The sequence below is a fragment of the Enterococcus moraviensis ATCC BAA-383 genome, from assembly GCF_000407445.1.
GTDB classification, from domain to species: Bacteria; Bacillota; Bacilli; order Lactobacillales; family Enterococcaceae; genus Enterococcus_L; species Enterococcus_L moraviensis.
In genome coordinates this window covers 321,328-333,887 of the sequence record NZ_ASWB01000002.1, presented here as the reverse complement: position 1 = coordinate 333,887, position 12,560 = coordinate 321,328, and the positions used below count along the sequence as shown (strand labels likewise).

At 35.0% G+C, this 12,560-nt stretch carries 9 protein-coding genes; 1 reads left to right on the top strand and 8 read right to left on the bottom strand.

Annotation, left to right across the window (positions count from 1 at the left end):
* Positions 1 to 76: 76 nt before the first annotated feature.
* A complete protein-coding gene (tig, locus tag I586_RS07620) occupies positions 77 to 1,360 on the bottom strand; it encodes a trigger factor (RefSeq protein ID WP_010765730.1) in 1,284 nt (427 codons plus the stop codon).
* 532 nt (positions 1,361 to 1,892) lie between these two features.
* On the opposite strand from tig, the gene I586_RS07615 reads away from it, so the two are divergent.
* The gene (locus tag I586_RS07615; protein ID WP_010765731.1) at positions 1,893 to 4,892 is read left to right on the top strand and encodes a hypothetical protein; all 3,000 of its coding nucleotides are present in this window, start codon (positions 1,893 to 1,895) and stop codon (positions 4,890 to 4,892) included.
* A 171-nt stretch (positions 4,893 to 5,063) separates the two neighbouring features.
* On the opposite strand, the gene I586_RS07610 is transcribed toward I586_RS07615, so the two are convergent.
* The 7 genes from I586_RS07610 to I586_RS07580 all read right to left on the bottom strand — a co-directional run bounded on the left by I586_RS07610 (position 5,064) and on the right by I586_RS07580 (position 12,525).
* Positions 5,064 to 6,068 carry an SIS domain-containing protein gene (locus I586_RS07610; protein ID WP_010765732.1) on the bottom strand — a complete coding sequence of 335 codons (1,005 nt, stop codon included), beginning with the start codon at positions 6,066 to 6,068 and terminating at the stop codon, positions 5,064 to 5,066.
* Between the two features lie 12 nt (positions 6,069 to 6,080).
* Positions 6,081 to 7,130, bottom strand: a complete 1,050-nt coding sequence (locus I586_RS07605) for a glutamine--fructose-6-phosphate aminotransferase (RefSeq protein ID WP_010765733.1) — start codon at positions 7,128 to 7,130, stop codon at positions 6,081 to 6,083.
* A gap of 26 nt (positions 7,131 to 7,156) precedes the next feature.
* On the bottom strand, positions 7,157 to 7,987 hold the full coding sequence (locus I586_RS07600) for a PTS system mannose/fructose/sorbose family transporter subunit IID (protein ID WP_010765734.1): 831 nt from the start codon (positions 7,985 to 7,987) through the stop codon (positions 7,157 to 7,159).
* A complete protein-coding gene (locus I586_RS07595; protein ID WP_010765735.1) occupies positions 7,971 to 8,759 on the bottom strand; it encodes a PTS mannose/fructose/sorbose/N-acetylgalactosamine transporter subunit IIC in 789 nt (262 codons plus the stop codon). The genes I586_RS07600 and I586_RS07595 overlap by 17 nt, the downstream gene beginning before the upstream one ends.
* Before the next feature lie 15 nt (positions 8,760 to 8,774).
* Positions 8,775 to 9,245: a PTS sugar transporter subunit IIB gene (locus I586_RS07590; RefSeq protein ID WP_010765736.1), complete on the bottom strand. Its 471-nt coding sequence runs from the start codon at positions 9,243 to 9,245 to the stop codon at positions 8,775 to 8,777.
* Between the two features lie 19 nt (positions 9,246 to 9,264).
* The gene (locus I586_RS07585) at positions 9,265 to 9,681 is read right to left on the bottom strand and encodes a PTS sugar transporter subunit IIA (RefSeq protein ID WP_010765737.1); all 417 of its coding nucleotides are present in this window, start codon (positions 9,679 to 9,681) and stop codon (positions 9,265 to 9,267) included.
* Positions 9,682 to 9,753: 72 nt separating this feature from the next.
* Positions 9,754 to 12,525 (bottom strand): sigma-54-dependent transcriptional regulator, encoded by a 2,772-nt coding sequence (locus tag I586_RS07580; RefSeq protein WP_010765738.1) that lies wholly within the window; start codon positions 12,523 to 12,525, stop codon positions 9,754 to 9,756.
* Positions 12,526 to 12,560: the final 35 nt, after the last annotated feature.

Below are 12,560 nucleotides of genomic sequence, written 5' to 3'. Positions count from 1 at the left end.
ACCATAATTGACCTCTTCTATTACTAAAGTAAAAAAGACATTCCTGAATAATCAGGAATGTCTTTTAAAATTGCTCTTATTTTTCAGTTGCAGTTTCTGTAATAACTTCTACTGCACGTTTCATACGGATATCATGTTTCAACATGTCTTCTGTTAAGACTTTTTTAACTTGCTCGATTGGCATGTTGTATTGTTCAGACAATTCCTTGATTTCATTATCCATATCTTCTTGAGATACTTCAATGTTTTCAGCTTTAGCGATTTCTTCGATCACAAGATTTGTTTTCGTACGAACTTCTGCTTCTGCTTCAAATTGTTTATGCAAGTCTGCTTCTGTTGTTCCAGTTAATTGGTAGTACATATCTGGAGCGATTCCTTGACGTTGCATGTTATTTAAGAATTCATCCATTGAACGGTGAACTTCATCGTGAACCATTACATGTGGAAGGTCAACGATTTCAGCGTTATCAACAGCTTGACGGATAGCAGCTTCGTCTTTTGCTTCTGTTGCAGCCGCTTCTTTAGATTCTGTTAATTCTTTACGGTATTTTTCTTTTAATTCGTCTAATGATTCTACTGAATCATCAACGTCTTTTGCAAATTCATCATCCAATGTTGGTAATTCTTTTGCTTTCACTTCGTGAACTTTTACTTGGAAAACAGCTTCTTTACCCGCTAAGTCTTCTGCTTGGTAATCTTCTGGGAAAGTTACTTTTACTTCAACGTCTTCGCCAGCTTTTTTGCCAACTAATTGTTCTTCAAAGCCTGGGATGAAAGAGTTAGAACCTAATTCAAGAGAATAGTTCTCGCCTTTTCCGCCTTCAAAAGCTTCTCCGTCTTTGAATCCTTCAAAGTCGATAACTACAGTGTCGCCATCAACAGCTGCTTCATCTTCTTTGATTACTAATTCAGCTTGAGCTTCTAATTCACGTTGGATGCGTGCATCAACGTCTTCGTCTGTTACTTCACGGTCTTGTTTTTCAACTGTTAAGTTTTTGTATTCGCCTAATTTAACTTCAGGTTTTACAGTCACTTCAGCAGTTACTACCCAATCTTCACCTTTGTTCATGCTTTCAACATCAATTTTAGGTTGAGATACAGGATCGATTCCAGCTTCTTTAACAGCTGCTTCATATACTTCTGGTAAAACTGCGTTCAAAGCATCTTCATACAATGCTTCTTCGCCGTACATACGGTTAAATACTTGACGTGACACTTTTCCTTTACGGAATCCTGGTACGTTAAGATTTTTTTTGACTTTATCGAATGCTTGTTTCAAGCCTTTTTCAATTAGAGTTTGATCAACTGAAAAAGTTAACACACCATCATTGGTGCCTTTTTTTTCAAATTTCGCAGACATTTGTTTCCCTCCGAATAACTTAATTTTATACATGAATTTATGTTATGCATACCTTTAAATAGTACACTATCACTGAATAAATGTAAACATTTTAGGTGATAAGAAGCGAAATAAAAAATAAATTTGCGAGGTTACCATACGTTAAGCTTTTAAAAAAACATTTCCAGCAACGATCGTTCCTATAAAGTATTACGAAATGAAATTTCTTGTTTTTTAATTTTTACACGTCATTGTAATTTCAATTATTTTCTATTTATATAATATTGATTACTAAAAGTAATAAATAAAAAATATTTTAGTTGACTTTAAACGATTGGATTCTTTATACTAAAACTATGAAGATACAACTAACTAAATACGCTATAAAAGCTATTCGAATTTCTCGTATTCCTCAACAAGAGATAACGTTCTATTCCGCTATTTTTCACTTAATTCAGGTTCGTAGTTTCTCTAAAATCTGCATTCGGATATTGACTATTCAATTTAGTGACTGGTCTTCATGATTTTAAAGACAGATAGGAGTCGTTCATTGGTGAAAAAGTTAAGATGGGGCTATCTCTTTGCAGGAATTATTGTTGGAATTGTTAGTGGCACAATCATCACGATTTTCAATAATAATACTACTATTGAAGCAAAGAAGACAGAGGATAACAGTCGTATTATTATTGATAAAGATACTGATACACCATTAAGTATACCGAAAAATTCTACTCGCTTATACGAAGGAGAATTAAAAAATAATTTAAATTATCATGATTTTGTTCAAAATAATTTGGCCACTAGAACTTTGAATAAAGGAGATATCAATTTATGGTCGAATAGAGATCGGGCAATCACACCTATAGCAACTCAAAAATTAGATAATGGGAATTATCTAATTGCACTACGCGGCACACAAAAATCAAGAGGAGGTTCAATTACGTTTGTAGAAGTAGATGAAAATGGATCCGTTCAGAATTCTTATGATGAAATAGATCCTGGTCTACAAGGCTATAGCAGATTGAATGGTATGTTAGAAAAAACCACAACTGGTACTTACCTTTCCTATGGTTTTAAAACACCGCGCAATGCTCCTAGAGCTGAACTTTTTTTTGAAATAGATTTAACCAAAACTGTTGATGGTCAGTTATCCGTGACCAGTCATCCGGCTACTCAACTCGTAAAAGAATTTGGTACACCACATGAAATCAGATTTTTTGGTAAAGATGGTGATAATGGAGACATTTTCATTGGAGGCTTTGTCAGTGATACAAAGCCCGGTACTCTTTCACCCTTTAAAATACCAATAGGGACATTTAATATTGAAGACAGAATAGCAACTTACGATCTGTCTTTAAATAATAATACGCCAAAAGAAATCAAAGATTATTACAAAGAAAAAGGAGTATCATTAACTAACTTATCTCACATTATCCCGATGGATATTATAAAACTCGCTAACGGAGACTACTTTTCAATCATCAATTACTACGATCATTTCGTTAATATTGACACCTCTTTAGTCAGTACTGTTCAAATATTTGATGCTAATGGAGCCAGAAAAAAAACGATATTACCTGATGAAATTGCAAAAGGAAACTCAACTGGATATGATGAAGGGTATGTCATTAAAGTGGAAGATTCTTTTGTTTATTATTTTATAAAAGATGGCGCCAAAAGTTACATAAAACAATATAATTTTGATACTCAAACTACTAAAACAATTCGAACTTTCCCAAAAGAAACTTATTTGAAAATAGCTATTAATGAGGATAATTCAGTCAGTTTCTATGGATATGCTTCATCATTATTAGAAGATGATTTTAAAGGTTTTTATGATGTAGCAGGGAACTTCATCGTCTTCGGCGTAATGAAAGGAATAAACTCAGATGAAAGTTTCAAAATTGAAAATTTAACACCAAATCCAGTCAATAAGAATGTATTGATCAATTATGTTGATCGAGTAGATAGAGATAAGTATTTTATATCTGGTTCTACAACAGCAACTAATTTTGGTATCCCTACACTACCATCTAGTCCTAATTACAGTCCCTATTTTATGGGGCTATACGGCAGTGTTATTCATAAAGAAGATTTTTCCCCTGCTATTTTTGCCAGTGGAAACGTTACTCTGAATATTAAAGATTCCGATTTAAGCGACCAAAAAGTTCTTGATAATTGGCTATTAACAGGTTCGAAAAATGGAACTCCTTCAGATCCATTAGCTATTAAAGTAACAGATACCATTGACTTAAAAAATCCTGTGCTAGGTGACACAGTTCAAGAACGTCAAGTTTGGCTAAATCAACGAATCAATAGAAACTTCGAACAGCCAAATCGGGCAATTGATTGGCCTGCCTTAGGGTTTGATTTAACACGTTCGGGACCTCAATCAGTCACTTATTTTGTCAGTGACAGTCAAAAACAACTAACCTCTTCTTCAAGGTGGGTTAATGCCATTACTGACCAAACTGTAGCGGAGAAAGAACTCTATCTCGATGCTACAAATTTTAGTATCCCTTTAAAAGACGTGAAGCAAAGCATTCCTACCAAAGAAAAATTTAAAGAATTAGCTCAGACAATGAGTTGGAACCAAGTCACACATGAAATCTACGAAGACGGAAAAAATCTGACCTTCTCAGATAATGTAACTGTTGATCAAAATCAACTCAAAGAATTACAAAATGCCAAAGAGGCCAAACCCTATCCTGTAGATGTTACGATAACAATAGACTTAGATCCCGGTGGTATTGAGAATAATCTAGTCACAGTCACAAACCGAGTTTGGGTATTCGTCACTACAAAAAATACGACAGTTGATCCAAATACCAGTCTTGTAATCTATGCAGATGATTACACATTACCACTGCAGTCAGCAAAAAGCGAAACGTTAAAGAATTTATATGAACATGGGAATGTGAAAGTCTATGATTATTATGATACTAATCATGAAACAGTTTCCCCCTTGCCTACCATTGCTGATAGTCATGATACAGAAGGACTAAGTACGGAAACTTTAGAAGTCATTACGGATGCACAAGAGCCTAGTGTTGTTACCCCTAAAATCTATTACACTTGGGACAAAGGTACCTCGTATACACTCCCTGATGTCACTCTTTATGCAGAACTTTTACTTCACACTAGACAAGTTATTTTAGATGACTTAGGTGAACTTCCTATACCAAAAAACGGCTACTTACGTTTAAGTTATGGCAATAATGAAATAAATATAACTTCTACTTCCGATAGCGAGAAAAACGATCCTGCTTATACAACGAGCACGATTGATTTTAAACATGTCTCTGCTGGTAATCTAATTAATGTTGATTTGGTCATTCCTGAATACTATAAATACAAAGGTTATACTGTTAGCTATGAAAACATCTCGCATCGCTCTACCGATTTAATTGAACAAAAATTTAAGTATAATTTGATAAATGATCCTTATGAAATTTGGCTGACTCTTTATATTGAAGCTAAGAAAACAGGTTCACCTAATCCCTACAGTTGGGATTATCAAAAAAATAAGTTTGGAAAGATAACTATAAAATAAAAGAATGAAGCATCGTTTCAAGGTCTTTCAATAGATGAAATCTGACCATAAAACGATGCTTTATTCCTATTTATTCAAACTCTTTCGTTTAACAAATTATCACTGTAATCTCACGTTATAATAGGATCTTTTCCTATCTGAAATCAATTCCTTTCTGAAATTAATTCCTTTTTAATAGTCAAACTGACGATAATAACGTCTGATATCTAACGGGTGACAATTCAGTTGTTCAACATGGGCATCGATGCGCTGTGTCACACAATGCATCAATAAAAATGACAACACTCGTCCGCGATGTTTTTCACTGATTCCTGCAACTGAATAATCTTTGGAATCAATAAGCGTATAGTTCGCACAAATACGCGGCAACAACTTCGCTACTCGTTCGGATAATGTACGTTGTTCGTCCTCACCAATAAATACTGTTACAGGTGTTGTTTCATCTACGATTTCTAACGTTCCATGTAAAAATTCAGCAGCATGAATCGATTTTGACCGCAACCAACTTTGTTCTTCCCAATAACACATGGCATAAGAATAGACTGCCCCCCATTGATTACCCGCACCGATGAAATAATGCATGTCATCATGACGATGCGCTTGGGCAAATTTCAATCCAAAATCATCCGCTTTTTTCTCTGCTTCAACTAAGCCAACTGGAAGATGCTCTTCTAGTTCTTTATAATATTCTTCATAATCAGCAAATTCAGCATTATTTTTCATTAATCGATCTGCTATCATAAAGAACTTGATTTGTTCCGTACCTGGCGCAGGATACGTTACAACATAATCACATTTTTCCGCTAAAATACTTCCGTTTGCATCAATGAAACCTATCAATGTCGCACCAACTGTTTTGATTTCTTCTACCGCTTTGACAACTTCTTGGGTTGTTCCCGTTACAGAAGACAATATAACAATCGAATCTTTCGTTAAGCGACGATTCCCTGTTGTATAGTATTCAGCGGCATGTTGTACATATACTGGTAAATCACTTTTTCCATTGATATACGTAACTGCTTGCATCGCTGAAGCGTAAGTTCCACCAATACCTAGGTAATAGATAGAGTCAAATCCTTTTTCCCAAACTTCGTCAACAATTCTTTCAACCTCTGGACGTAATGCTAAAGCCCCTTTAATATCTTCGATTTGCTTTGTTTCGTTAAATTTTAACATTGTTTACGCTCCTTAAATTTTACTTTTTAATACTTGATCAAAATCATCAAAAATACGTTCACTCAAATCAATTCCTTTAGCTGTTGCAATTTGATAGGCTAAGTATTGGAATGGAATCACCAATAAAAGCGGACTGATTTTTTCAGGTGTTTCAATAGATAGACTAAGTGTTTTTGGTTCTGATTTTGCCCTTGTTGTAATCGTATAACCTGCAGCAATATATTCCTCTAAATAATTCTTTAACGCTTGGCTTCTTTTATTTAGTACATTGTCATTTTCTAAAAAAAATAGTGAGTGTGTTCTGTCAGCTTCTAGATAAGGACCATGCATATACGCTTCAAGTTCAAACCCTTGTGAGGGTAAACGAACCGTTTCTGTAAATTTTGTTTCAAATTCTTTTGCCGTTCCCACATTTGGTCCATATCCAATCGCAATAAAACGTGAACCTGTTGTTAAATCAACTTGATTTTCCACCCAAAAATCACTTGTTTTTTTGATAACACTCTTTATTTGCTCGATAGCATTGTTTAGTTCCAGTAGCTCATTTTGCAATGTTTCAGTACCGATTTCTTTATTTTGATAAGCCATAGACAAGCCTAACAACATTAAATTCAACACAGTTGCTGAATACCCTTTTGTAACAAAACCGACTGTCTCAATTCCCATATTTAAATCTAGTACTTCATCCACCACTTTAGTGATTGGGCTTTTCATATCACTTGTTAAGGCTATCGTTTTAATGTCTTTTGTTTGTCTCATTTTTTCTACTGCCTGAATAGTAGAAGCACTTTTACCGCTCTGTGAAACTGCGATGATCAAATCAATTTTCGAATCGACCTTCCCATAATGCAAAAAGTTAAATGGTTCCTCTATCTCAATATATACAGGTGCTGTTTGTTCTAAATAATATTTAGCGGATAAACAGGCATTATAAGAAGAACCTGTGGCTAAAATCAAGCAGTGTTTAACATGCTTCACATCGATTTTTGTGACATCGAAACAGTGTAGAATATTCTCCAATGCTTCTTGTTCTTCATTGATATAATCCAACATGGTTTTCACTAAATTTCACCTCACTATGAATTTGTTTAAAAAATGCCAATCAAGGAACCTAAAATCCCGACCACTGCCATTCCCCCCAGGATTGCCAAAGGTTTTATTTCTTTTTTCAATAGATAGAAAACTGCTCCAAATGTCGCTAAAGGCAATAATTTAGGCATAATATCATCAAAAATACTTTGCACTGTTACTGCCGTTTCACCGCTGCCACTGATTGTAACTGGGATCGTAATATCAATCATTGAAGCCGTCATCGCTCCAACTACCATCAATCCAATGATTGAAGCGCCTAGAGTCAAGCTTTCCATCATGCCGTTTGCTTGAATCTTTTTCAGAAATCCAGTCCCTAATTTGTATCCCCATCCAGTAAATAGATAGCGTAAAATAATATGCGGTACATTGAAAATCAGTAAAAATAAAATGGGGCCTAAAATATTTCCTTGTAAAGCCAGTGATGTTCCAACTCCTGTGGCAATCAAACGTAATGTACCCCAGAAAAACGAATCTCCTAATCCTGCTAAAGGTCCCATCAATGATGTTTTGATACTATCGATCGTACTTTCATCAAATTGATCGTCTAAGACATTTTCTTCTTCCATTGCCGTATTGATTCCTAAAATCAAGGTCACGATATGGGGAGTTGTATTAAAAAAGGCTAAATGACGTTTTAATGCATGGGCCATATCCGCTTTTTTAGGATATAACTTTTTCAAAATAGGGATCATCGCAAACACATATGCCATATTCATTTGACGCTCATAGTTCCAAGAAAATTCCATTTGGAAAGATCGCCAGAAAACACTGTTCAATTCTTTTTTAGTGATCAACTTTTCAGTTTGTTCTTTAGAAATCTTCGTCATCGTCAATAACCTCCCCGTTTGATGTTTGAATCATTTCTTTTCCTTTATTGTGGTTCATGATATTGACCACGATCACAGCTGTGATTGCGCCCAAAATCGCAATTCCTGTAACTGGAAGTTCTAAATAAGCCATCAAAGCAAACCCTAAAAAGAAATACGGTGCTACTTGCTTGTTGATCAATAATCGCGCCAACATTGCAAAACCTAGTGCCGGAATAATACCTGTTGCAACAGATAAGCCATGTTGAACAAACTCAGGAATCATATCTAATAATCCTTTGATTGTGTTACTTCCTACAGCAAACGAAACGGAAACAATTAATGCTAACATCAGTGATAAGCCGAACCCAGCTGCTAAATGCATTCGCTCTACCCCTTTGTAATTTCCATCATCGGCATAATTATCTGCTTTTTGACTCATTGTCGGAATCACTAAACCTAGATAAACATTTTTCAAAATCAGCGTCAATGTTGCAATTGGCAGCCCTAAAACTAATGCCGTTTCAGTTCCAGCGCCTGCAGTGATTGCAAATGCCGTTCCTAAAATCCCACCTGTTACTACGTCTGGGGGAATCGATGCTCCTACAGAAAAAGAACCAATAAATGCTAATTCCAATGTTGCTCCCATAATAATACCTGTTTTAATATCTCCTAAAACGATCCCTGTAAACAATCCCGTCACGATAGGTCGGGATAAAAGTGACGTACCTAACGCATACTCAGACTGAGCAATAAATGCGATTACGCCTAACAAAATTGCTTGTACAATCATTTTTGATCTTCCTTTCTAAAATGCATCTAATGCAGCAACTTTTTTATCATTAGGGACTTGTCTGATTTCAATATCCACTCCTTCAGCGACTAATTCTTTAACCAACACTTCTTCTTCTGATGTTATATTCACCGCTTTAGAAATGTTTCTAGTCCCTTCTCTTACTTTCATTCCACCAAGATTTATATGCTTTATTTCAGGACAAGCCTTCGCTAATTTATAAGCATCTGCCACACTTTCAACAACAATAAATAACTTATATTTGTCCGTTACACCACTTTGCAAAGCGCTTATTGAATCGGCAATATTTTTGATCACCAATTTAACACCTGCAGGTTTTGCTAATTTGATTGTTGTTTTGCGAATATCATTTTGTGGTACATCATCATTGGCAATCAAAATACAATCCACTCCTAGACTTTGCGTCCAAGAAAAAGCAACTTGTCCATGTAATAAACGGTGATCCACTCGTACTAATTTGATCATGATTAACTTCCTTTCTACTTTAAAATTCCTCTTCCTCTTCTTTTGCTTTCAGTGCGTTACAATACTGAATCGTTTCTTTAGAAGTACTTATTGCTTGTCTGATTAATTTCTCCAAGTCACTAGTCGTTTCCAATTGAGTATAAAGTTCAATCAATAAAGACAAATTCAATCCTGAAACTAAATGGACATTCGGTTGTTCAACATACTTAAAAAATTCATTATTCACACTACCACCAAAAATATCGGTGATAACCAATAATTCATTTTTTTGATTTTCAAAAATAATCGTTTCAATCGTTTGACTTAAATCAAAATCTTCTTTCATGTAGGCACAAATAACTTCTACATTCACAGATTTTCCGCAAATCAATTCTAAAGATGTTCTGATTCCTTCTGCAAAGTTTCCATGCGTTGCCAAAATAATTTTTCTTGCCATCCTACTCACCTCACTTACACTTTATTAATAGCAAAAAGGGTGCCAACTTTAGTGGCACCCCCTCTTTTCTTATTAAAAATCACTTTCATCACTGACATATTCAGTGTTCTCAAACAAAACATCATGCACATATGAAAGTTCTGAACCTGGGATATTGACACTATAAACTTTCTCTATGACACTAAATGTTTCTTTGATATGCTTCAACTCTTTTTTGTGACACTCTTTTAATGTGTCAAAACCACTATATACTTCGATTGGTACATTCCGAATCAAGCGTTCCACCAAACAACTAACATGAACATATAAGGCCAATTTCCGATCATTCGTAATTCGCTGCCCTAAACGTTCTTCCAACTGTTTCATAAAACCTTCGATCTGTACAATGATCTTTTCTGTGTCTAAAATTGTGACAGATTGAATCACACGATCTAATGAGAAATTACGAATCAACTGATTACTGAATTCTTCTTGAGAATTCAGTACTAAAACATTTTTTAACCACTCTAACAAGCTTTCAATCCCAATTCCCGCAATCAGATCTTCTAATGAAATAAACGGTATATTTTCTACAACAGGATTTGCTGTTCCCACTATACCAAGTACATCATATAACGAAAAAGCTTTCTCAAATTCAACTGGGTCTCGTAACTGGCGGAATTCACAAGGAACCATTTTTACGATACTATCATTCGGTAAACTCTTTTCAAGTAGATTGCTTATTTGAACAGCCGTTCCAATCCCCGTAGCACAAGTCGTGATGATGATTTTTTCTTTTTTGGTTTGCGGTTTGATAATTTCCCACTGATAGTGATGCGCATTGATCGCCTTTTCTGGAATTTCTGATAATTGTTGTTTTCTCTGAATCCCTTCTCCTACAGCAATGGCTAAACTAGTCGTTACATTATTCATAAGAATTATCGGTGCTGCTGTCTCTTTGGAAAAATAACGATGGATTTCCTTTAAAGAGCCCATATCAAATAAAATAATCAATCCATTCGACGTATCATTTCGTTCAATATATTGCATCATCTTCTCAGCAATTTTTTTAGGTGTAACATCCAGTGGCATATCAAAAGACTGGAATAGAAGTTCATTCAACATTCGGTTTGCCACATTCGCAATACTGCTAGCAGTAGCATAGCCGTGCGCCACAATTACCGCTTTTGGATAGGCAGTTTCTTTGGTATACCCCAAATTATCAATATACACAGATAAAATAATACGATCCATACTAGAAACTTCAATGTCGAGTGACGTTTTAACTAAACTCAAAATTTGTTCCGCATAACGGTAACTATTTGGCAATTTTGCTTTGACATCCAATAAAAGTGTTTCGATCAGCTGGACCATTTCAACTTCTGGAAGCCACTCCACATAACGTCTTTGAAATAAATAATGACTGACTGCATAAACCAAACTACCATTAAAACTAATTTGATAGGCTGATTCAATCTTTTCTAACATCTGCCGCACATGTTGTGTAATAAATAGCAGCATGTCATGCTTTTGCTCTCTTTTTGTTTCAAACAATAAATAATCAAAAAGATAATCGATTTCTCTAGAAATCAATCCTACAGAAGTATTAATATCTGATTCCTTATTAACATAAGTCAGCAAAATTTTTTCATAGCTTTGGATGATTCTTTTTTGTTCGGGTTCACTTTCTTCAAGTAAGTAGTCTAAACTATTCTGACCGTCGATTCTTAAAAATGTTTCGGCTTCTGATAACGTACTGTCCTGATTTTCTGCTAATAAATAGTTAGGTAAAGAATGGAGTGTAATCGGAATTTGTGGTTTATCTTGATTGGCGGTAAAGCTTTTTGCAGTGATGATCTTAATCAGATTCTTCAACTCTCCCACATTTCCTTTGTATGAACGATTCTCTAAAATGTTGATGACTTGCGGTGAAACAACCAAAGTTTTTAGAATGGTTTGCTGTTCTTCAAAGAAAGAACGGATAATCAATTGTTTTCGCTCTGCCTGAGTTCGTTCATTTAAAGCGGGGATTTTTATTTGAACTGGGATTCGTCTTAAAAAAGTTGTCAAAAATGTACTGCCTACTTCTTCTGTTGTGGCAAAAGCTAGTCGACAATTCACTGCAATTGGATTATTACTTTCGCCCATTCGATATATAATGCCTTGATCTAAAAAGGTGAATAGCTTTTCTTGTCCCTCTGCACTTAAACGATGAACTTCATCTAAGAATAAAAAACCATCTGCCGCCGCTTCAAACGCACCCATTTTATCCGTATCTGCTCCTGTAAATGCACCTGTCACATGCCCAAATAGATGGCTAGTTAATAGCTCAGGATTATCTGCATACTGTGCACAATTCACTGTGATAAAGGGGGCATCGCTCGTTAACAAATCATTCGCTAAACAAAATTGATGAAGTAATTGAACTAAAAAACTTTTCCCAGTTCCACTTTCTCCTGTTAAAAGCAAAGGTAGCCCACCTTTAGGATATAGCGCTGCCATTTTCAATTGCTCAATCGTTTGTGCTAAACTTCCATGATTGCCAATTACATTTTGAAAAAAATCTATCTTTTTATCAAAGATTGGCTTCTCTTTTTCAATTTCCATTAAATTATGGTAGAAAGAGTTTGTTAATGAATAATTTTGCAGTTCAAATGTTTTTTTATGAAAGAAATAGACTGGACGTGTATTGACTTTGACTAAAACCCCTTCGTCTGCCAGTTGATTTAAATAATGACTCGCTGTATTTCTTTTTATCGCAAATTTATCAGCGATATCAGATGCCGAAAAAATATCGCTTACATTTTTAGGATTGAAAAAAGAAGTTTGATTTTTTAAGTATTCTAACAGTTTTTCTTTTAACATATGATCCCTCCTGCCATTATCATAGCGAATGTTTC

Excerpts from the sequence above, each read along its gene's own strand:
- tig (WP_010765730.1), bottom strand. The coding sequence starts at position 1,360 with ATGTCTGCGAAATTTGAAAAAAAAGGCACCAATGATGGTGTGTTAACT.
- I586_RS07610 (WP_010765732.1), bottom strand. The coding sequence starts at position 6,068 with ATGTTAAAATTTAACGAAACAAAGCAAATCGAAGATATTAAAGGGGCT.
- I586_RS07600 (WP_010765734.1), bottom strand. The coding sequence starts at position 7,987 with ATGACGAAGATTTCTAAAGAACAAACTGAAAAGTTGATCACTAAAAAA.
- I586_RS07595 (WP_010765735.1), bottom strand. The coding sequence starts at position 8,759 with ATGATTGTACAAGCAATTTTGTTAGGCGTAATCGCATTTATTGCTCAG.
- I586_RS07590 (WP_010765736.1), bottom strand. The coding sequence starts at position 9,245 with ATGATCAAATTAGTACGAGTGGATCACCGTTTATTACATGGACAAGTT.
- I586_RS07585 (WP_010765737.1), bottom strand. The coding sequence starts at position 9,681 with ATGGCAAGAAAAATTATTTTGGCAACGCATGGAAACTTTGCAGAAGGA.
- I586_RS07580 (WP_010765738.1), bottom strand. The coding sequence starts at position 12,525 with ATGTTAAAAGAAAAACTGTTAGAATACTTAAAAAATCAAACTTCTTTT.